This window comes from Streptomyces sp. NPDC015661, assembly GCF_043077765.1.
In the GTDB taxonomy this organism is placed as follows: domain Bacteria; phylum Actinomycetota; class Actinomycetes; order Streptomycetales; family Streptomycetaceae; genus Streptomyces.
On record NZ_JBIBST010000002.1, the window covers coordinates 272735 to 293343 of the forward strand.

Annotated in this window: 20 protein-coding genes and 1 pseudogene; 7 read left to right on the plus strand and 14 right to left on the minus strand. The window is 71.1% G+C overall.

Features of this window, described 5'->3' with window-relative positions:
• Nucleotides 1–594: 594 nt before the first annotated feature.
• Together ACF07V_RS05850 and ACF07V_RS05855 are read left to right on the plus strand one after the other, a co-directional pair.
• Nucleotides 595–717 carry a hypothetical protein gene (locus ACF07V_RS05850; protein WP_392151642.1) on the plus strand — a complete coding sequence of 41 codons (123 nt, stop codon included), beginning with the start codon at nt 595–597 and terminating at the stop codon, nt 715–717.
• A 273-nt stretch (nt 718–990) separates the two neighbouring features.
• The gene (locus ACF07V_RS05855) at nt 991–1593 is read left to right on the plus strand and encodes a hypothetical protein (protein WP_392151643.1); all 603 of its coding nucleotides are present in this window, start codon (nt 991–993) and stop codon (nt 1591–1593) included.
• 212 nt (nt 1594–1805) lie between these two features.
• On the opposite strand, the gene ACF07V_RS05860 is transcribed toward ACF07V_RS05855, so the two are convergent.
• From ACF07V_RS05860 to ACF07V_RS05870, 3 genes and pseudogenes are all read right to left on the minus strand, one after another.
• Nucleotides 1806–2006 (minus strand): NAD(P)-dependent oxidoreductase, encoded by a 201-nt coding sequence (locus ACF07V_RS05860; RefSeq protein WP_392151644.1) that lies wholly within the window; start codon nt 2004–2006, stop codon nt 1806–1808.
• On the minus strand, nt 2003–2185 hold the full coding sequence (locus tag ACF07V_RS05865; RefSeq protein ID WP_392151645.1) for an NAD(P)H-binding protein: 183 nt from the start codon (nt 2183–2185) through the stop codon (nt 2003–2005). Before ACF07V_RS05865 ends, ACF07V_RS05860 begins: the two co-directional genes overlap by 4 nt.
• A 36-nt stretch (nt 2186–2221) precedes the next feature.
• A pseudogene (locus ACF07V_RS05870) lies at nt 2222–2951 on the minus strand (MBL fold metallo-hydrolase).
• Nucleotides 2952–2999: 48 nt separating this feature from the next.
• Here ACF07V_RS05870 and ACF07V_RS05875 point away from each other — a divergent pair.
• Nucleotides 3000–3734, plus strand: coding sequence for a helix-turn-helix domain-containing protein (locus ACF07V_RS05875; RefSeq protein WP_392151646.1), 735 nt, complete (start codon nt 3000–3002; stop codon nt 3732–3734).
• 155 nt (nt 3735–3889) lie between these two features.
• On the opposite strand, the gene ACF07V_RS05880 is transcribed toward ACF07V_RS05875, so the two are convergent.
• The 11 genes from ACF07V_RS05880 to ACF07V_RS05930 all read right to left on the minus strand — a co-directional run bounded on the left by ACF07V_RS05880 (nt 3890) and on the right by ACF07V_RS05930 (nt 15977).
• The gene (locus ACF07V_RS05880; protein ID WP_392151647.1) at nt 3890–4642 is read right to left on the minus strand and encodes a hypothetical protein; all 753 of its coding nucleotides are present in this window, start codon (nt 4640–4642) and stop codon (nt 3890–3892) included.
• A gap of 393 nt (nt 4643–5035) precedes the next feature.
• A complete protein-coding gene (locus ACF07V_RS05885; RefSeq protein WP_392151648.1) occupies nt 5036–5692 on the minus strand; it encodes a peptidoglycan DD-metalloendopeptidase family protein in 657 nt (218 codons plus the stop codon).
• Between the two features lie 26 nt (nt 5693–5718).
• Nucleotides 5719–6846: a peptidoglycan-binding protein gene (locus ACF07V_RS05890; protein WP_392151649.1), complete on the minus strand. Its 1128-nt coding sequence runs from the start codon at nt 6844–6846 to the stop codon at nt 5719–5721.
• A 550-nt stretch (nt 6847–7396) separates the two neighbouring features.
• Nucleotides 7397–8008, minus strand: coding sequence for a TetR/AcrR family transcriptional regulator (locus ACF07V_RS05895; RefSeq protein WP_392151650.1), 612 nt, complete (start codon nt 8006–8008; stop codon nt 7397–7399).
• Between the two features lie 90 nt (nt 8009–8098).
• Nucleotides 8099–8989 carry a 3-hydroxybutyryl-CoA dehydrogenase gene (locus tag ACF07V_RS05900; RefSeq protein ID WP_392151651.1) on the minus strand — a complete coding sequence of 297 codons (891 nt, stop codon included), beginning with the start codon at nt 8987–8989 and terminating at the stop codon, nt 8099–8101.
• Nucleotides 8986–10158, minus strand: a complete 1173-nt coding sequence (locus ACF07V_RS05905; RefSeq protein WP_392151652.1) for an acyl-CoA dehydrogenase family protein — start codon at nt 10156–10158, stop codon at nt 8986–8988. Before ACF07V_RS05905 ends, ACF07V_RS05900 begins: the two co-directional genes overlap by 4 nt.
• A gap of 77 nt (nt 10159–10235) precedes the next feature.
• Complete coding sequence (locus ACF07V_RS05910; protein WP_392151653.1) at nt 10236–11405, minus strand: acyl-CoA dehydrogenase family protein; 1170 nt, start codon at nt 11403–11405, stop codon at nt 10236–10238.
• Between the two features lie 91 nt (nt 11406–11496).
• Entirely contained in the window at nt 11497–13566 is a 2070-nt protein-coding gene (locus ACF07V_RS05915) for an acetate--CoA ligase family protein (RefSeq protein WP_392151654.1), read from the minus strand.
• Nucleotide 13567: 1 nt separating this feature from the next.
• A complete protein-coding gene (locus ACF07V_RS05920) occupies nt 13568–13759 on the minus strand; it encodes a ferredoxin (protein WP_392151655.1) in 192 nt (63 codons plus the stop codon).
• Nucleotides 13756–15483: an NADH-ubiquinone oxidoreductase-F iron-sulfur binding region domain-containing protein gene (locus ACF07V_RS05925; protein WP_392151656.1), complete on the minus strand. Its 1728-nt coding sequence runs from the start codon at nt 15481–15483 to the stop codon at nt 13756–13758. The genes ACF07V_RS05920 and ACF07V_RS05925 overlap by 4 nt, the downstream gene beginning before the upstream one ends.
• The gene (locus ACF07V_RS05930; protein ID WP_392151657.1) at nt 15480–15977 is read right to left on the minus strand and encodes a hypothetical protein; all 498 of its coding nucleotides are present in this window, start codon (nt 15975–15977) and stop codon (nt 15480–15482) included. Before ACF07V_RS05930 ends, ACF07V_RS05925 begins: the two co-directional genes overlap by 4 nt.
• Nucleotides 15978–16413: 436 nt before the next feature.
• Between ACF07V_RS05930 and ACF07V_RS05935 the strand changes: the two genes are divergently transcribed.
• The 4 genes from ACF07V_RS05935 (at nt 16414) to ACF07V_RS05950 (ending at nt 20605) form a co-directional block, all read left to right on the plus strand.
• Nucleotides 16414–17661, plus strand: a complete 1248-nt coding sequence (locus tag ACF07V_RS05935) for an aromatic ring-hydroxylating dioxygenase subunit alpha (RefSeq protein WP_392151658.1) — start codon at nt 16414–16416, stop codon at nt 17659–17661.
• Nucleotides 17662–17743: 82 nt separating this feature from the next.
• A complete protein-coding gene (locus ACF07V_RS05940; protein WP_392151659.1) occupies nt 17744–18880 on the plus strand; it encodes a spermidine/putrescine ABC transporter substrate-binding protein in 1137 nt (378 codons plus the stop codon).
• A 70-nt stretch (nt 18881–18950) separates the two neighbouring features.
• Entirely contained in the window at nt 18951–19772 is an 822-nt protein-coding gene (locus ACF07V_RS05945) for an ABC transporter permease (protein WP_392151660.1), read from the plus strand.
• Nucleotides 19769–20605: an ABC transporter permease gene (locus tag ACF07V_RS05950; protein ID WP_392151661.1), complete on the plus strand. Its 837-nt coding sequence runs from the start codon at nt 19769–19771 to the stop codon at nt 20603–20605. The genes ACF07V_RS05945 and ACF07V_RS05950 overlap by 4 nt, the downstream gene beginning before the upstream one ends.
• The last annotated feature ends 4 nt before the right edge of the window (nt 20606–20609 follow it).

Genomic DNA, 20609 nt, shown 5'->3' on the forward strand with positions numbered 1-20609 from the left:
TCACCATCGCCCGGGCAAGGAAAATACCCTATATGCGTGCACAGTTGACGGACCCTCAACTCTGTGTGGAGAATCCACCCGCCACGATCACTCACCTCTGGCGAGGCCTTTCCTCGAACGGAAGTTGGCCTGGTTTGGCATGCCTTGAGGCGCTCCGGTGGAGGCCAGATCCGCCGTGACCGTCGACGGAGCACCCGCGCCGGCGCGTCGGCGCGCCCATTCGCCAAGCGCGGGAGGGGTTCCGATGAAGAGAATGGCGTGAAAGTGGGATACGGGCGGGCGATAGCCTGCCTCGCGGTCTCGGCGATAGCCGGGACCACGCTCCCACAAGTCGCTTATGCGGCACCGGTTTCGAAAGAAGACGACGGGACAGGGGTATTGCCGAGGCCCTCTCGAGTTGGTTCTCGGACGATGACGTCGAGCCGGCGAAACCGGTCGAGCCGTCGACCGGAGGGACTCCGGCCCTGCCGAGCCGGGAGAACCTGTCGAAGGGTAAAGCCGCGGCAAAAGCCCAAGCGCATCGCGGAACTGACCGGGAAGCGCACGGCGAACGCCCGCTACTAGCAGCTGTCCGACGGCCGGGTGCAGGCCGAGGTGTCGGCCATCCCGACCGGGTACCGGGCGGGCAAGTCCTGGAAGGGCATCGACCCGACGGTCGTTCCGTCCGACGCCAAGGGCTTCGACTTCGCCAACACGGCAAACGCCGCGTCCCGCTAGTTCGGTTCGGACGCGGGCAAGCTCCTCCGCTTCGAGTCGCGTACCGGTCACGCGGTGACCCTCAGGCTGAAGGGTGCGGGGAAGCTCACGCCGGTGGCCAACCTGGTCGGAGGACACAGCCACCTGGGACAACGCGAACACCTTCACGGGTGAGCTGTCGGGTACGGCGGTCGTGGTGGACAACGCTGAGGCCGGGCGTACGGCGGCGGTCGGTGCCTGGCCGGCGTCGGGGAACACACGGCGTGCAGGCAGTACGCGGCGAACCAGACCTACATGTACAACAAGGATTCGGTCGCGGGTGACACGTACACCTGGCAGCCGAGTCTTCCCGAGGACGGCACCTATCAGGTCGAGACGCACTACGTCCCGGCTTCGGACCGTGCCACCAACGCCCCGTACACCGTCACCTACGACGGCGGGACGAAGGCCTACACCGTCAACCAGCAGGCCGGCACCACGGGCGTCTGGAAGACCCTCGGCTCGCACCCGTTCAAGGCGGGAACGCTCGGCAAGATCGCCCTCGGCGACGGGCCCGTCACGACCGCGACCTCCGTCATCGCCGACGCCGTCCGCTTCACCAAGGGCGGCGTGGTCACCAAGCAGCCCGGTGAGCTGAACACCTGGTACTCCTTCCCCGTCACCAAGACCGTCCATCCCTGGATCGACGGCACGAACGTCGACAACGGTTTCGTGATCAAGGCCGGTGACGAGTCCGCCAACGGACCCAAGAGCGGCCCACGTTACGAGGGCAGCGAGTTCGGATACGGCGGCGAGACCGCCAACTACCCTTGTCTCGTCCTCACCTTCGGCCGTCAGGGCGTCGACCTCTCCGCCCCGACCACGATCCACAGGATTCGACGGTCCCAACAGCGATGACCCCGCCGGAGTGCTGACATTCCTCCTCCCACGCCTCACAGACGCATGGTGTGGCCTCGAGGTCCCCGTACACGTTCCCGGCGTAGCCGCAAGACGGACAGTCCGCCACCACACGTCTCCCTCGCGTGCCCGGCCCGTGCCGCGGGCGGATGCGTGCGGGCTCCGGCGTACCCGCCTGTGCGGGCCGCTGGAGCGGGCGTGGGCTGAGGGCGTCAGTAGCCGACGGTGAAGCGTCGCTTGAGGTGGCGGGGGTTGTCGATCTCGTCGACGAGGGCGGCGGCGTAGTCCTCGTCGGAGATGCGGGCCTGGCCGTCGTCGCCGACGACGGGCCGGTCGAGCCCGGTGCGGTAGCGGCCGGTGCGCTCGCCGGGGGCGAAGTGGACCGGCGGCGGGGACAGGTAGGTCCAGGTCACACTGTCGTCGAGCGCGAGGTAGGCGTCCAGCGCGCGGATCTGGCCGACGGCGTATGGAGGGCTGTCAGCGCGTCGAGGTCGCGGGCGACGGCGGTGACCCGGTGGCCGCGGGCGGCGGCCTCGGCGACGACCCGCGAGCCGGCCTTTCCAGCGGCACCGAACACGGCGATCCTGCTCATGGTGAGATCCTTTGCCGTTTCGCTGGAGGGGGAGGGTCAGGCGTTCTCGGCGCCGAAGAGGTACTGGTTGCCGATGTCGATCAGGAACGGGCCGCCGAAGTCGGGGTAGCGCGCGGTGATGGCCCGCTTGTACGCCTCACCGTCGTCGCCGAGCAGTTCGCCCGCGTCGGCGAGATACCGGCGCAGCTGGTCGAGGACCTCGGGGCCGGCGCGCAGGCCGTGCCCGGCCAGGACGGTGTCGTAGCCGGGCGCGGCGGCGAGCTCGTCGACGGCCCTGGTCCAGTCGGGGACGTCGTTGTTGCCCAAGGAAGAGGTGGGTGGCGTGGTAGACGAGGTCCTGCGCGACCAGCACGCCCTGCTCCGGAAGCTTGATCACCAGTTCGTCGGCGGCCTCGCCACCGTGGTGGGCCTCGAAGACGAACGGGACGCCATCGATGACCTCGGTGCCCGGCGCGATCTCCACCGTCGGCGTGACGTCGGCGGCCGGGATGACCGTCCCCGACGGATCCTGGCCGTCGCCCCGGGTCCTGATCTGGTCGCGCACCGCGGCCAGCGCGTGCACGGGCGCGCCGAAGCGGGCGGCGCCGTGGAAGTGGTCCGGGTGGGCGTGGGTGATGATCAGCCGGTCCAGCGGCTTGCCCAGCCCGCGGGCGTAGGCGACGACCTCGTCGGCGTAGGCCAGGGCGTACTGGGCGTCCACGGCGACGATCCGCGCGGGGGTCTCGATCAGCTGCGTCGTGACGTTCAGGCTGTCGTCGGGTGCCATGTAGCTGTGGATGCGCACCGCGCCCTTGTCGATGACGGTGACCGTGCCGTGCACACCGTCGACTTCGTCACCTACCCCTGCCGCCCCGGCACCCTGCTGTGGGTCCGCCCCGGGCAAGTGCAACGCTTCACCACCCCTGGCCGAATGAACGGCACCCACCTGCTGTTCACCCCCGCCTTCCCCGAAACGTCCGCTGCCCGTGGCCTCGCCGACGACTGGTCAGCACCCAACTGCTGGCAACTGGGCACCGACGCCGACTACGCCACCACCTCCGCCCTGCTCGCCCGACTCCACAGCGAGTACAACCGCCCCGGCGGCCCGTCACGCGAGATCCTGAGCCTGCTGCTGGCCGCCCTGCTGCTGCACATCGACCGATTTCCCCGGCCCCGCACCCACCCCGACCGTCACGCCGGCGGCGAGGTCTACGCCCGCTTCGACGCCGAACTGGAACGCTCTTACGCCACCACCCGCCGCGCTGAGGACTACGCCGACCGCCTCGGCTACACCGTCAAGACCCTCACCCGCGCCTGCCAGGCCGCCACCGGACAGTCCGTCAAACACGCCATCGACGCCCGCGTAGCTCTCCAGGCCCAACGGCTCCTCGCCCACAGTGACGAACCCGTCGCCGTCATCGCCCGCCGCCTCGGGTTCTCCGAACCCACCAACTTCGGCAAGTTCTTCACCCGCCGCACCGGCACCACTCCCGGCGACTTCCGTGCGGCACAGCAAACCGCCACCGCCAGTGCATCCACTTCAGCCGCGTCGTCCGGCGAAGGCAGCTGACAACACCGCCACAGGGCCGGAGCAGCAGGTAGGTGCGCACGGAAACCGCCAGGCGGGCCATCACCGCAGGTGAAAGACCATGAAACATGACGGAAGGCGCCGGCCGACGACAGATCCAACCGCCGGGAACGGATTCTTCAGGGCTGACGAAGACCTCAGCCCTGTGAGGCGGCCGCCAGCGCGGTGAGCACGCGGTGGGTCTTGCTGTCAGGAATCTCGGACAGCGTCACCCCTCGTTCGAGTACGGCCTCTTCGAGCTTGCGCAGCTTGCGCTCGACCCGTTCCCTGAACTCCTCCGCGCCGTCCCCGTCCTTGGGCTTCACACGGATCGAAGCCTCCAGGAAGTCCAGGCCGACGGCTGACCACGCCTCTAGATCGACCTCCAGGTCGTCGAGCGACACGTCGTCCGCCTTGGTCGAGAAGATCGGCCCCAGGGCGACCAGCCCGTCGACCCGGACATCGCCGGCACAGGCCTGCAGAAACTGGTCCTGTACCTGGTCGATCGACGCGGAGACATCGGCCCCGGGCTCAACGATGGAGGCCAGTGCTCCCGGCGGGCGGCTGTGCACCAGAGAGGCCGCCAGCACCCGCCCGTGCCTCGACCAGTCCTCCTCTATCTTGTAAGTGAACGGCTGCACCTCGAACGGGGCGGAGAACCGGCCGACCAGCTGTTCCCGGGTACAGGGACGCAACTTGACGACCAGGTCGTCCGGACCGCCACCGATCCTGAGCCGTATGATCACGCCGCCGTCCAGGAGCGGTACTCTCCCCTGCGCTACACCGTCCCGGTCCTCAGCGAACCAGATCCGACGCTTTATCAGCGCGCCCTGCGAAGCGCCGAGAGCCGACAGTGCCCCCGCTACGTCGCCTTCGATGTTGACCTTGATTTCGACCGGCAGCAGGTCCACGACACCACTCCTGCACGCGTCTCAAAAGCCCATGAAACTCTCCCTTCCAGGATATCGACACCGCCTGTGGGCCGCAGTCCGGATCCCCTCGCACACCGACCTGACCGGGGTGTACAGGAGGAACGTGACGCGGTGGTCGAGGATTGCGCGCGGAACATGAGGGCGACGACTCTCGTGGCGACCCACACGAGCTGAAGGGCTACCTGGACGGGCAACTGGTGACCGTCTGGGCGCCACCTCCTCCGGCCTGGCCGCCACCTCGTTGGCCCGACAGCCCTCCGGCGTCTGCGCCTCCGCTCGAGATGGCGGCCTCCGCCTGGACGGTTGGCGTGGTCCCCGCGTGTGCCGGGGTGTTCCCATGCACCCTGGCCCGGCACGGTGGCTTCGGCCGCCTCACCACGTCGGCTTGCGGGTACGGGCATAGACGAAGGGGCCCGGCGGGTGGTCCTCGAAGTGAAGGTGCGGGCCGGTGACGTTGCCGGTCGCTCCGACCTTGCCCAGCTGTTGGCCCGCCCTGACCTGCTGGCCGGTGATGACGCCCCGTTTCGAGAGGTGGCAGTAGACGTACACCCGGCCGTTGTCGGCCTGGAGGCCGACCCAGCGGCCGTAGGCACCGCCGTTGTCGTTCGACCACTGGATGGCGCCGTCGCGGACGGCGACCACCGAAGTTCCCTGCGCCGAGGCATAGTCGTCCCCGGTGTGGTAGCCGGCTCGGTACCGCGGATTCTGGATGCCGTAACGGTAGGTGACGTGATGCCCGGGCACCGGGGAGGGCACCTTTCCCGACTCCCCTTCGCCTTGGACTTCGAACCCGAAGCGGGCACCGAGCTTCTTGAGCGACCCCATTCCCGGGAGGCCGTCCGCGTCCGCGCCGGAGAAACCGAGGTGCTGCTGCCACTTGGCGTAGGCCTCTCTGGTGCGCTCACCGAAGACACCCGGGCCCGAGCTGAAGTCGAGTCCCACCGCCTGGGCAAGGGCCTCTTGAACCACCAGGACGCCGGCGTTGTGCGCACCTGGGTACAGCTCCGACAGATGTACGACCTTGGACATGATGGGCGTCCCTTCGGGGACCGTGATCAGTAGCCGCACGGTCCGCGGTTGGGGTCGAACTGGCAGACGCGGCCTGCGAGGTTCGTCCCGTCGCGGTACACGCCGTATCGAGCCATCACATAGTTCATGGCGGCGGAGATGTTGGCCACGCCGTCGTAAATGACCGTTGAGGTACCAGGCTGGTGGTACGAGGCGAACGTCGGCGGGATGACCTGCATGACTCCGCGGGAGCAGTTGCGTGGATGGCCGTCGCTCTGCTTGGGCCCGGTGGCGTTGCTGTCCCAGTCATTCACCGCGTTGAACCGGAATGACGACTCGCGCCGGCCGGCGACCAGGATGCCCGGCACCCAATGAGTCTCCGGTACGTGGAGGATGCGGCACGCCTCCTTGGCCGCCGCCGTCGTGCTTCCGTCCGGCACGTGATCGAACTTAACGCTCGACAGGGGGATGGCGGAGGGCCCCACGACCTCGCCGTCCGGCAGGAAAGGCCGGTCGAAGAAGCTCAGCCCACGGACCGTGAACCTCTGCCGACGGCCCAGTTCGGTGAGCGAGAAGCGCCCGAACACACCGTCCGCGTCGCCGTCGGTGAAGCCGAGCTTGCGCTGGAAGGCGGACACCGCCGCTTTCGTACGCGGCCCGAACGTGCCGGGTGCCGCAGCGTAGTCAAGCCCCACTTCCTTGGCGAGCGCGCCCTGGACGATTCTCACCGAGGTGTTCCGCGCGCCGAACACGACCTCCGAAGCTGTCACCACGATGTCCGAAGGCGGGAGCACTGGACCGGCCCAGCGCCATGAGGCGACGGCCGTACCGCCCCGGTGATCGTCGGGGTCGGCGGTGGGCGGACAGCCGTCCTCGAACTCCGGCGCGAAGTAACCTACGACCTTCATGCTGCGCCGCTCCGTACGGTGCGAGTAGACGCCGTAGCCCTGGCCCGCGTCTTCGGCGTTCTCGGGAACGGTGTTGCCGCCCTTGGTGTAGACGTGGGTCTCGTCGAAACCGACCACGACCTCGGTGTGGCCGCCGTGGGACAGGTTCGTCCACGCCCCGATGGAGGGGTAGTCGGACCACTGATCGCGCGTCCTGGCCCATCCGGTGAAGACGGAGACGTTGTTGACCTTGGGAACGATGTGGTCCAGCCCGACGTCGGCGTACATGTCCCAGTTGAACATGACGCACCACGGCTCGCCGTCCTCGCCGAACTGCCTTCCGAACTGTGTCCGGTTGTCGTAACCGGTCCCCGGCACGTTCGTCTCGTACACGCCCTCGGGAACGCTCTGGATGTGATCGACCAGTCTCCGCCATTGAGGTGCTGGCATCGTCCGCCCATCCTTTCGATGAGTCGGCGTTCACGGAATCCGAGAGGACTTTGGTACGGAGGCCCACCAATTCCAGCGAATCAGCCACGGCTGGTGATCGCCACCGGAGAGGGGCGGTCGCCCCAGCCCGCTTCGCTGACGTCGACCGGTCCTGATGCGGAGCCCCTGCCCACATGGTCCTCGGGTGTCCCGCGCTGTTGATCTGTCGGTCACATCCGCGGCCGGCGCCAGGCTGATCCGGTCTCGCTGCGGCTCCTGAGCCGCGACACGATCGACGCAAGTCGTCCGGCACACCGGGGGCGGGATCGGCCTGGCCTGTGGCTACGGCGAGCCGAGGCATTCGAGGTCGGTCGCGTCTCGGGTCGGAACCGACCGCTTCGCCGCTTGGTCAGGCCTCGGGGAAGGCGGGAGAGATGCCCAGTGACGGGGCGATGGCCGACCAGATCGTCGACTGGGCCATGGACAGGTCGACATGTGGGTCGGCGAGCATCACACGAATGCCCAGGCCGTCACAGAGTGCCAGGATGAGAGTGCTGATCGCGGCGACATCGCAGGGGGCGAACTCGCCCGACGCGACACCGCGTTCCACCGCGCCGCCGACCCAGGCGTGGAGCTGGTCGTACAGGTCGACGGCGAGGTGCCGGGCTGCGTCGTCGCGCTGTGCGCGCACCCACAGTTCCTGCCACAGTTTCCAGTCCTGGCGCAGCTCCTCGTCCGTGGGCAGCATGGTGCGCACGATGCGCGCGAGCAGGACGCCGGCCGGCACGTCGGCGTCGCCGCCGTCGAGGTCCGTGCCGGTCTGGGCGAACGAGTGCGTCATCGCCTCGGCGAAGAGCTTCTCGCGGGTGTCGAAGTGGTAGTGGAGCAGCGCCTTCGACACCCCCGCGTGCTCGGCGACCTTGCGCATGCTGACGTTCTCGAACCCGATGTCCGCGATCACCTCGCACGCGGCCTTGAGGATTCGCTCCCGTGTCTCGAGTGCGCGCTCGGCCTTGGTCACGTCAGCAACTCCCGCTTTCGGTGTCGGCTCGATATCTGTATCGGCCCCTGTTCCGGTCCTAGTCCCGGTTTCGGTCTCCGTCCCGGACCATCATCCCTGCCCATCCTGCCCCGCCGGGCGCCCCGGGTACGGGTGGAAGCCCCGACCTGTCTTCCGACCGAGCCGCCCCGCTTCCACCATCCGGGCCAGCAGCGGCGGCGGGGCGTACAGCGGCTCGCGGTACTCCGCGTACATCGACCGGGCGATGGCCTGCACCGTGTCCAGACCGATCAGGTCGGCCAGGGCGAGCGGGCCGAGCGGATGGGCGCAGCCCAAGGTCATGGCCCGGTCGATGTCCTCGGCCGACGCCGCACCGGTCTCGACCATCCGCACCGCTGCCAGCAGGTACGGCACGAGCAGGGCGTTGACGACGAACCCCGCCCGGTCCCGGGCGTGCACGACCTCCTTGCCGAGGACCTCGGCGGCGAAGGCCCCCGCGCGCCGGACGGTGTCCTCGCCTGTGAGCAGCGAGGGCACCAGTTCCACCAGCGGCAGCCGCGGCACCGGGTTGAAGAAGTGCAGGCCGATGACCTCGGACGGCCGCGAGATCGCGGCCGCCAGCCTGATGACGGGCAGGGACGAGGTGTTGGTCGCCAGGACGGCGTCCCGGCGTTCCACGACGGCGTCGAGCCGGGCGAAGACCTCGGTCTTCGCCCGCTCGTCCTCCGCCACCGCCTCGACGACCAGATCTCGGTCGGCGAGCCGCGCCATGTCGGTGGTCACCGCGATCCGGCCGGCCGCGGCCCGATGTTCGGCCACGGTCAGCCGGCCGGCCGCCGCGGCTCGTTCCAGCGAGCGGGTGATCCGCCGCAGTCCGGCCTCCGCGGCCGCCGGTCCGGTCTCCACCACCACGACGTCGCGGCCGGCGCGGGCGCAGACCTCGGCGATGCCGGAGCCCATGAGCCCGCAGCCCACGATCCCCACCCGGACGAGGTCGCTCACGGTGTCACCGGAAGCCGCAGGACGCCCGTCCCGCGCTTGACGAGTTCGCCCGCGACGATGAGCCGCTGGATCTCGGAAGTGCCCTCCCAGATCCGGTCGACGCGCAGCTCTCGGTAGAGACGCTCGACGGGGTACGAGCGGTCGTAGCCGCGCCCGCCGAAGATCTGCAGGCACCTGTCGACCACCCGACCGGACGCCTCGCTCGCCGAGAGCTTGGCGATCGCGGCCTTCGCGTGCAGGGTCTTGCGGTCGGTACGGCCCTCTCCGACCTCCCAGGCGACCTGGTGGGTGTACGCGCGGTTCACGGCGATGTCGACGGCGCAGTCGGCGAGCATCCCCTGGATCAGCTGGAAGTCGGCGATGCGGGAGCCGAACTGACGGCGTCCGACGGCCCAGTCACGGGCGAGCTCCAGGGCCCTCTCGGCCGCCCCGATCGTGCGGGCGGCGATCATCAGGCGCTCCTCGGAGAACCAGGAGCGGGTGAGGTCGTAGCCGTTGCCGACACCGCCGAGCACCGCGTCCTCGGGCAGGCGTACGTCGGTAAAGGTGAACTCGGGGTGTTCGTAGACGAAGGTGTGCATCCAGCGGGGCACCCGGGTCATCTCGATGCCCGGGGTGTCCCTGTCCACGAGGAACAGCGTCGGCGCCCGCTCCTCCCCCGCTGCGGCGAGCACGATCATGAAGTCGGCGTGGTCGCCCACGGTGACGAACCACTTCTCGCCGTTCAGCACCCACCCTTCGGCGGTCCGGGTCGCGGTGGTGCGCAGGTTCTGCGGGTCGGAGCCGGCCTCGGGCTCGCTGACCGCGTAGCAGTCGCGCCGGCGCCCGTGGATCACGGGCACGAGGTACCGCTCGCGCTGCTCGGGCGTGCAGTGCGAGAGGGCGTTGGCCGGCCGCCACACCATGTCCCACAGGGCGCCGGTGAGCCGGCCCAGTTCCTCCTGGACGACGACCTGCTCAGGGACGGTGAGTCCGGCACCGCCCCACTCGACCGGCATGTTGACGGCCTGGAGGCCGCTGTCGAGGACGGCGTCGCGGATCTCGGCGTGAGCCTGTGGCGGCAGACCGTTGTTCTCCTCGCAGTCGAGCTCGTACTTCATGATGAAGTCGGTGAGGTGCCGCGCCGATTCCTTGAGCTCCTGCTGGCGTGCGGTGAGACGGAAGTCCATGGGGTGCTTGTCCTCTCGGGTGTCGGTGTCGGTGTCCGTGTCGGTGTCGTTGTCGGTGTCGGGGCAGGGCGGTGGGCTCAGCGCGGCAGGGCCAGCGCCCCTGTGCCGCGCTTGATCAGCTCGTTGGCGATGATCAGCCGCTGGATCTCCGAGGTGCCCTCCCAGATCCGGTCGACGCGCAGCTCGCGGTACATCCGCTCGACGGGGTACGAGCGGTCGTAGCCGCGCCCACCGAAGATCTGCAGGCACCTGTCGACCACCCGACCGGCAGCCTCGCTCGCCGCGAGCTTCGCCGTGGAGGCCTTGGCGTGCAGGGTCTTGCGGTCGGTCTGGGGCTGGTCGGCCTGCCAGGCGATCTGGTGGGTGTAGGCGCGGTTGACGGCGATGTCGACGGCGCAGTCGGCGAGCATCCCCTGGATCAGCTGGAAGTCGGCGATGCGGGAGCCGAACTGACGGCGTCCGACGGCCCAGTCACGGGCGAGCTCCAGGGCCCTCTCGGCGGCGCCGACGGTCCGGGCGGCGATCATCAGCCGCTCATCGGTGAACCACTCCTTCGTCAGTTCGTAGCCGTTGCCGACGCCGCCGAGCACGTCCTCGTCGGGTACGAAGACGTCGGTGAACCGGAACTCCGGGTGCCCGTTCACCGCGGAGTGCATGAAACGGGGGACCCGCGTCATCTCGACCCCGGGCGCCTGCTTGTCGACGAAGAAGAGCGTCGCCGCGCGGTTCGGCCCGGCGTCGGCCTGCACCAGCAGGAAGTCGGCGATGTCGCCGCAGGTGACGAACCACTTCTCGCCGTTCAGAAGCCAGCCGCCCGCCGTGCGGGTCGCGGTGCTCGTACCCGATCCGGGGTCGGATCCGGCCCCCGGCTCGGTGACGGCGAAGGCGTCGAAGCGCTCGCCGCGGATCACCGGCAGCAGGTACTTCTCGCGTTGTGCCTCGGTGCCGTACGCGAGGACGTTGGCGGGCCGCCAGGGGATGTCCCACAGGCAGTTGGTGACCTTGCCGAACTCCTCCTCGACGATCACCTGGTCAAGCAGGGAGAGTCCGGCGCCTCCCCACTCGGCGGGCATGTTGATGGCGTAGACGCCCGCGTCGATCGCGGCCCGGGTCAGCTCCCGCACGGTGTCGGCCGGCAGCGGGCCGCCCGCTTCCTCGGACTGCTCCTCGTACCGCATCAGGAGCCGGGTGTAGGCCGCGGCGCGCGCCTTGAGCTCGGTCTGCTCGGGGGTGTAGCGGAAGTCCATGGTGCGGGTCTCCTCCGGGGCTTGAAGGGTGTGCCGGGGTGTGCGGGAAGGTGTCGTGGTGCGGGGACGGGGGCGGGGGCGGGGGCGGGGGTCAGCCGAGGACGGCTCGCGCGTCCAGCGCAATGGCGCCGTCCGGGCCTACGAGCAGCGGGTTGACCTCCAGTTCGGCGACCTCCGGGTGGGCCGCGGCGGCCTCGGTGATGCGGGCGATGACGGCGGCGGCCGCCGTCACGTCCACGGCAGGACGGCCGCGCACACCGTCGAGCAGGGCGGCGGTCCGCAGCCCCCGCAGCAGCTTCTCGGCGGAACCGGCGGTCACGGGCGCAAGGGCGAAGGCCACGTCGCGCAGGGTCTCGGTGAGCACACCGCCGAGGCCGACCATCGCCACCGGACCGAACCGGCGGTCGCGTTGGACGCCGACGATCAGTTCGACACCGTCCGAGAGGTCCGCCATGGCCTCGACCGAGTACGACGGGGCGCCGAGGCGGGCATGCATCCGCCGGTACGCGGCCAGCAGCGCGTCCCGGTCGGCGAGCCGCAGCGCCACCCCGCCGGCGTCGGACTTGTGCAGGACGTGGAGGGCCTTCAAGACGTACGGTCCCTCGAACGAGGCGGCAGCGGCGACGAGCCCGGGCTCGTCGGTGATCTCCCGGGCCGATGGGAAGGGCACCCCGGCCGCGGCAAGGAGCGCCCGTACACCGTGGTACGAGGGATCTCCCAGCGGCGTGGCGGCCGGCGGCTCCGGGGCCACGCCAGCGGGCACGCCCGCAGCGCGGCCGGTCAGCGCGGCGAGAGCGCGGGCCGCGTCCTCGGTGGCGGCGAACACCGGGACCCCGGCCTCCGCGAGCGCCCGACAGCTGGGCGACTCCGGGTACATGGACTGCACGACCAGCGGCTTCGGTGTGGCGGCGACGTGTCCGGCGATCTCCTTCGCGGCCCGTTGCTCACCCTCGGCGAGGACCGAGCCGCCGGCCGGCCCGCCGCCCAGGCCTCCTTCCGAGGCGGCGTACCCGCCGAAGTAGCCCGTCATCAGGACGGCGTCGACCTCCTCGGAGGCAAGGAGCTCGCGGACGGTGTCGGCGTACGAGAGAGGGCGCTGCTCCCCCATGCCGGCGAGGTCGACCGGGTTGCGGACGGCGGACTGCTCCCACAGCACGCTACGCAGCCGGTCCTGGGCCGGCGCGCCGAGCTCGGGCACGTCGAGCCCGGCGTCCTCGGCGGCGTCGGCGGCGACCGCGCCGTGGCCACCACCGTCCGTGAGGACCGCGGTCCGTCGACCGGTCGTGCGACGCCCGCCGGCCAGGGCGGCGAGCACCACGGTCATCTCCCGTGGGGTGCGGACGAGTTCGACACCCGCGTCGCGGCAGGCCGCGGCCACCACGTCGGCCGAGGTGGTCAGTGCCCCCGTGTGCGACCGGGCGCTGCGGGCCGAGGCGGTGCCGCGGCCGGCGGTGAGGAGGACCACGGGCTTGCCGGCCTCGGCGACGGCGCGGGCGAAGGCCCGGCCGTCGCCGAAGTCCTCGGCGTACACGGCGATCACGGAGGTGGGCTCGTGGCGGGCGCAGTCCTCGACGAGGTCGACGAGGGTGACGTCGGCCTGGTTGCCGAGCGAGACGAAACGGGAGAAGCCGAGGCCGTGCGGGGCGCCGCGCAGCTGGAGTTCGAGGGCCAGGTTGCCGCTCTGGCTGAGCAGGGCGACACGGCCGGGCGCGAACCGGTCCGAGGCCAGGTACAGCTCGGTGGTGTTGTCCGCGATGCCCAGGCAGTTGGGGCCGACCAGCACGGCTCCGGCGGCCCGGACCCGCTCGGCGACGGCCCGCTGGCGGGCGAGACCGGCGGGGCCGGCCTCGGCGAAGCCGGCGGTGATGGCGACGATCGCCTTCGCCCCGCAGGCGAGGGCGTCGTCGACGGCCGTCTCGAAGCCGGTGCCGGGTACGGAGATCACCACCAGGTCGACCGGCTCGCCGATCGCGCCGAGGGAGGTGGCCGCCGTCCGGCCGAGTACGGTGCCACCGCGCCGGTTCACCAGGTGGACGGGTCGCCGGTCGGGCACGCGGAGAGCCTGGGCGGCCACCGCGTGGCCGTACTTCGCCGGGTCGTCGCTGGCGCCGACCACGGCGACGGATCCGGGGTCGAAGAGCGGGGTCAGATCACGCGTCATCTCATCCCTCCACGCGCAGGGCGGAGTTGGGGCAGCTCTCCACGCAGGCGCGGGCCCGGTCCGCGGCAGCGGGCGGCACGTCGACGACGACGACCTTCGCGTAGCCCCACTCGTCGAGCTCGACGAGTTCGGGGGCGTTCTCCTGGCAGAGGCCATAGCCGTTGCACAGCGTGGCGTCCAGCAGCAGTTTCATGACGTTCCTTCCGGTACGGCGGCCATGGTCTCGGCGGGTGAGGCCGGGGCGGGCGTGGTCGAGGCGGGCGTGGTCGAGGCGGGCGTGGACGGGGCGGATACGGCTGGAGCGGATGGGGTCGGGGCGGATAGGGCTGGAGCGGATGGGGTCGAGGCGGATACGGCCGGAGCGGATGGGGTCGAGGCGGATACGGCCGGAGCGGATGAGGTCGAGGCGGATACGGCTGGAGCGGATGAGGTCGGGGCAGATGGAGTCGGGGCGGATGGAGTCGGGCCGGATCCCGTCGGGGCGGGTGCGCTCACGGTCGGTACCGGCACCGTCAGGCGGGTCCGGCGGTGCGGGTCCCCGGCCGGGGCGTCGGCGCGGCATAGCGGGCAGGGCCCGTCGAGATGGGCCCGCACCTGTGCCGGGAAGACGCGCAGCAGGCTTCCGGCGAGGCCGGCGGCGGCGTCAAGGAGCCCGCACGCACCCCGCCCGGGCAGCCCTCGCGCCCATCGGTGCAGCCGCTCAGCAGTGTCGGGTTCGGCGGATCCGGAGGCGAGGTGGTCCAGAGCGTCGCTGATCGCGGCCGTGCCCGACACGCAGACGCCACACTGCCGTGCGCTCTCGGCCGCGAGGTGCCCGACCGCGTCGGCGGCGGCGCCCACCGGGCAGACGTCGGCGGTGAGGAAGCGGATCGCTCCGCAGCCGAGCGCTGTGCCCGCGGCGGCGAGTGCGCCGGGTTCGAGGGGCAGGTCCAGGGCTCGGGCGTCGACGAGCCCGCCGAAGAGACCGCCCATCAGGGCTCCGGCCGGGGCCGGGGTGCCGTGGGCGGCGGCAAGCGTGCGCAGGGGGACCCCGTACGGCACCTCGGTGAGCACATTCGCGACGCCGCCGCCCGAGAGGGTGACCAGGGTGGAGCGCGCGATCGGCTCGCGCAGGTCGGGCCGGGCGGCGACGAGCGCGATCCGGGCGAGGGTCTCGACGTTGGCGACCAGGGTCGGTGCGCCCCCGACTCCCCGCTCGAAGGGGCGGGGCGGTTTGGCGGTCGGCAGGGCCGGCCCGCCGTCGATCCGGCGGACGACCGCGGTCTCCTCGCCGGCGACATAGGCGGCGGCGGTCTCGACGACCTCGACGGGCAGCGGCGGTACGCGTTCGGCGAGGGCCCGGCGGACGCGGCGGGCCGCCTCCGGGTCGGAGAGGTAGACGTAGCCGTGTCGGGCGCCGGTGACCGCTGCCGCGTGGACGAGGCCGTCGAGGACCAGGTGCGGGCGGGCCCGCAGCAGCCAGCGGTCCTTGACCGAACCGGGCTCGCCCTCTTCCCCGTTGGCCACCACGACCGGGGTGTCGGCATCTGCGGCGCGCTCGCCACGCGTCCCGCTCCCCCGGCCGCGCCGCCCGTGCTCGCGGACGGTGCGGAGCTTGACGGCGGCCGGGAATCCGGCGCCGCCGCGGCCGCGCAGGCCGCAGGCGTCGAGGTGGTACAGCAGCTCGTCGGGGGTGACGGCGGCGGCGTAGCCACCGCCGGCCTCGTACGCCTCGGCGTTCTCCGTCACGTACGGCGTCGCGCCCAGCACGGAGCTCGGCGCGGGGGCGGGCGGATATCGGATGGTGGTCGAGGGTCGGCTGGTGGTCGGCGGGCGGCTCGGGGTCGAGGGTCGGCTGGTGGTCGGCGGGCGGCTCGGGGTCGAGGGGAGGCTGGAGGTCGGCGGGCGGCTCGGGGTCGAGGGGAGGCTGGAGGTCATCTGCCGTCTCCTGTACGGGCGGTGGGGGCAGGTCCGGCGGTACGGGACCGGGTGCGCAGGAGTCGCAGCGCGTTTTCGAGCGCGGCGCGGTCCCCTGCGGTGCGGCCGTATCCCGCTCCGGGCAGGCCGATGAGCATGCGGTGGTGGTCGAGGATCACCTCGCCGGCGAGCAGTGCGGCCGCGGTCGAGGCGTCGGCGTTCATGTCCGCCTCGGCGTCCGCGTGGCTGCCCTTGCCGCCCTGCCCGTCGAGCCGGAGGGCCACGGCGGTCACCAGCGCGGTGGCTTCGGCGAGGTAGCGCAACCAGCTGTGCCGGCTGCCCCGCAGGACCAGGCGTTCCACCCGGCGCCGCTCGGCGGCCGCGAGTGCGGCCCGGCCCGGCGGCGGGTGGTGGGCCGTGCCGTGAGAGGCACGCAGCGCGGCGACGGCTGCGGGCAGCTCCCGCTCCGGCTCGGGGGTGAGCCCGAGCCAGTCCAGATGCCGACGACCAGTCATGCGTGCCTCCGGAAGGGAAGGGGGTGCGGGTGCCGTGACCGCGTTCGAGCCCGAGGCTCATGCGCGATGCCGACCGGGGGGGAGGGAAGCGAGGGGGTGCGTGCCGGGGCGGGTGCCAGGGCACGCCGGGCCGCATCCGGCACAAGGACCGTGGGCCGCACCCACCAGGATGACGAGCAAATGCGCAGGTCAGAAGTGATGCGGCGGCGGAGCAGCGACAGAAACACGTTTACTGACCGATCGGTCAGGCAATAATCAGGCTAGCTGACCGATCGGTCAGCGTACAAGTCTTGACCCGGCGGAATTCAGCCACCACGCTGGCTGTCCAATCGGTCAGCCCCGGTCCCGGCGCCCGCCCCTACCCGCTGCCCGCATCCGGTTCGCACGACATCGACGCCCGACACCGATCGCCGCTCCGCGGCACGAGGAGTCACCGATGCACTCCAGAGCCCCCGCACCCAGCGCACCTGCCGCGCCCGGTGCGCCCACCGCACCCGACACGGCCGCCCGGGGCCTCCCCGCTCCCGCGCTGCCGGCCCGCCACTACACCGATCCCGCCGTCGCCACCGCCGAGACCCGCCAGGTCTTCGCCAGTTCCTGGCAGCTGGTGTGCCACGAGTCCGACCTGCCCGGCCCCGGAGCACGACTCGCCGCCACCGTCGCCGACCGGGAGGTCCTGGTCGTCCGCACCGAGGACGGCGGCCTCGCCGCCCACCTCAACGTCTGCCGCCATCGCGGAACCCGCCTGGTCACCGCGCCCGAACCGGCCGGCAAAGCGATCCGCTGCCCGTACCACGGCTGGACCTACCTCCTCGACGGCAGCCTGGTCGGCGCCCCCGAGGCCCGGCAGATCCCCTGCCTCGACAGGCCCCGCCTCGGCCTGTTCCCGGCCCGGGTCGAATCCTTCCTCGGCTTCGTCTTCGTCAACCTCGACCGCGGCGCCGTTCCGCTCGCCGAGAGCTGCGCGGGACTCGCCGAGGCCGTCGGCCACTACGCCGGGGCGGACCTGGTGCCGATCGGCCGGGACCGGATCCATGACCTGGCCCGCGCCGAGGTCCAGGAGGCCAACTGGAAGGTCGTGGTCGACAACTACCTGGAGGGGTACCACGTACCCATCGCCCACCCCGGCCTGATGCGCCTGCTCGACTACCAGCGCTACGGCTGCGAGATCCACGACTCCTACGTCCTGTTCACCTCGCCGCTGCGCGACAAGCCGTCCTCCAACTGGGCCGAGCGGCTGTACCAGCGCGTCGCCGCGCCCATGCCCGGCCTCACCGAGGCCGACCGCAGGGTCTGGCGGTACGCCGTGATCTACCCCAACACCCTCATCGACTTCTACCCCGACCACGTGCTCGCCTGGACCGCCGTGCCGACCGCGGTCGACCGGGTGGCCGTCCCCGGCGCCTTCTACGCCCGCCGCGGCACCGGGCTGCGCACCCGCCTGGCCCGGCGCCTGAACATGCACATCGGGTGGATCACCAACGACGAGGACGCCGAGCTGGTCGCCCGGGTCCAACGCGGTCTGTCCACCCCGGGGTTCGAACCCGGACCGCTGTCCCGGCGCGAGCTCGCGGTCGGCTGGTTCGCCGATCGCGTCCGCGCCGACCTGGCCGACCCCGCAGAGTCCCCGGCCCCCGCCGATCCCACGGGTGCCACACCGGACTCCGACCCGCCGGGCCAGTGAGCGAAACGACCGTACCCCCGTACTTCCGCACCGCTGTACCGCCCGCCCGCCGTCCCCCAGCGGCCCCTACGGAGAGGACCCCATGTCCCCCGAGGCACCTTCCCTGTCCCGCCGCTCGCTGCTCCGCGCCGGCACCGCCGCCGCCCTCGGTCTGACGGCGGCCGGCTGCGGATTCTCCACCGACTCCGCCTCAGACGCCGCCGGCCAGGCGGCCGCCGAGTCCCCCATCGACGTCAAGGTCGACGGCGACCTCGTCTACTTCAACTGGGCCGACTTCGTCGACCCGGCCGTCTTCACCGGCTTCTCCAAGGAGTACGGAGTCAAGGTCGTCCAGTCGAACTACGACTCCATGGAAGGCATGGCCGCCAAACTCAACGCCGGCAACCGCTACGACATCATCTTCCCCACGGCCAAGTGGGCCGAGCGCCTCTCCCGCGGGGGCCGGCTGCGCCGCATCGACCACGGGCGCCTGAAGAACGCCGAGGCCGTGTTCGGCGCGTACGACTACTTCGCCGACCCCTGGTACGACCCCCGCTCCGCCCACACCGTCCCCTTCACCATGTACAAGACCGGCATCGGCTGGCGCCGGGACCGGCTCGGCGACCTCACCGGCTCCTGGGACGACCTGTGGAACGACCACGCCAAGGGCAAGGTCTTCGTCCTCGACGACCGCGACGAGGTACTGGCCATCGGCGCACTCAAGAACGGCATGCCCCTCACCACCGAGAAGCCCGGCGACCTCGACCGCGTCACCGACACCCTGCGCACCCTGCGCCCCCGGCTGCGCGGCTTCTCGAGCGACAGCTACAACAACCTGCTCAACGGCAACGCCGACATGACCCAGGCGTGGAGCGGGGACATGGCCGCGATGCTCGCCCAGGCGAAGGACCCGTCCGTCTTCGGCTTCGAGACCGCCCGCGAGGGCGCCCCGGTCAACTCCGACTGCTACGCGATCCCCGCCGACGCACCGCACCCCGGCACCGCCATGCTCTTCATCGACTACATGCTCAGGCCCGAGAACGTGAAGCGGAACATCGAGTACATCGGCTACCCGATGCCGGTGCGCGGCACGGAGGACACCTACGCCGCGCTCGTGGAGCCCTTCCCCCAGTGCCAGGTGACCGCCGCCGACCTCAGGGACGACCTGTTCTTCCGCAACGGCACCGCGGCGGGCGAGAGGGCCCGCGACGCCGCCTGGACCGATGTGAAGGCGGGCTGACATGGCCGATGCCGCCCGTCCCCCACGTGCCGTCAGAAAGCCTGTACAGGAACGTCTGTGGACCTGGCTGATGCTCCCCGGAACGCTCTGGATGACCGTCTTCCTCGTCGCGTCCCTGATCCTGGTGGCCACCCTCGCGTTCGGCACCACCGACCCGCTCGGCAACCCGCGCTTCGGGTTCGTCCTCGACAACATCACGGCCCTGGCCGACCCGGCGTACCGCACGGTCCTGCTGCGTTCGCTGGGCTACGCCCTGGTCACCTGCGCCGTCTGCCTCCTGATCGCCTATCCCGTCGCGTACGCCATCGCGACCAGCGGCGGCCGGTACAAGAACGTTCTCATCGCGGCGATCGTCGTCCCGTTCTTCGCCAACTACCTGGTCCGGATGTACGGCTGGTCCGTCGTCCTGTCCGACGACGGACCACTGCTCGGGGCGCTGCGCGCGATCGGACTCGCCGACGGGGGGACCCGGATCCTGCAGACCGGCGCGGGCGTCGTCGCCGGTCTCGTCTACGGCTTCGTCGTCTTCATGATCATCCCGCTGTACGCGGCCATGGAGCGCATGGACACGTCGCTCATCGAGGCCGGCCGCGACCTGTACGCCGGTCCGCTGCGGACCTTCCTGTTCGTCACCGTCCCGGCCACCCGGCAGGGCGCGGCCGCCGGCTGTGTCCTCGTCCTGCTGCCCGCCATGGGCGACTTCGTCAGCGCCCAGCTCATGGGAGGCCCCGACCAGATCATGATCGGCACCCTGATCCAGGACAAGTTCTTCCAGGGCCAGAACTGGCCGCTCGGCTCCGCCCTCACCATGCTGCTGATGGCCGTCCTCCTCCTCGGCATGCTCGGGTACCTGCGGCGCACCCGCAAGGACGAGGCGGAGGCGGTCCGATGAGGGCCGCCCACGGGCGCCGTCGCGGCCCCGAACGCCGTCCCCGGTTCGCCCTCGCCGTCACCGCCGTCTTCTTCGCGCTGCTCTACGTCCCCATCGGCGTCGTCGTCCTGTTCTCCTTCAACTCGCAGAAGTCCCTGACCGTCTTCGACGACGTCAGCCTGCGCTGGTACGGGGCGTTCCTCCGCGACGACGTGCTGCTGAACTCGCTCGGCATGAGCCTGCGGATCTCCCTCGTCGCCATGGCCGGCTCGGTGGTGCTGGGCGTCGCCCTCGCGCTCGGCCTGGTCCGCGGCCGCAACCGGCTCGGCTCCTTCGCCGGCCTGGTGATGCTCGTCCCGCTCATCACCCCGGAGATCGTCACCGGAGTCGCCGCGATGCTCCTGTTCAAGGGCCTCGGCATCACCCTGTCCACGACGACCGTGATGCTCGCCGAGATCACCTTCTCCATCTCCTACGTGACGGTGATCCTGCGCTCCCGCGTCGCCGCTCTCAACCCGGAGATCGAAGAGGCGGCCATGGACCTCGGGGCCACCCGCCGGCAGGCCGTACGCCTTGTGACGCTGCCCGCGCTGCTCCCCAGCATCCTCGCATCCGCCGTCCTCGTCTTCGCCCTGGTCTTCGACGACTTCGTCCTCGCCTACTTCACCACCGGCGTCGATCCGCAGCCCCTGTCGGTCCGGATCTACTCGGCGATCCGGTTCGGCGTCCAGCCCACCATCAACGCCGTCGGCACGCTGATGCTGGCCGGCTCCGTCGGACTCGTCGCCCTCGCCCTCGCCATCCCGCGCCTGTTCGGCCGGCGCGGCGGCCTCGACCTGCTCTCCGGGAAGTGAACGC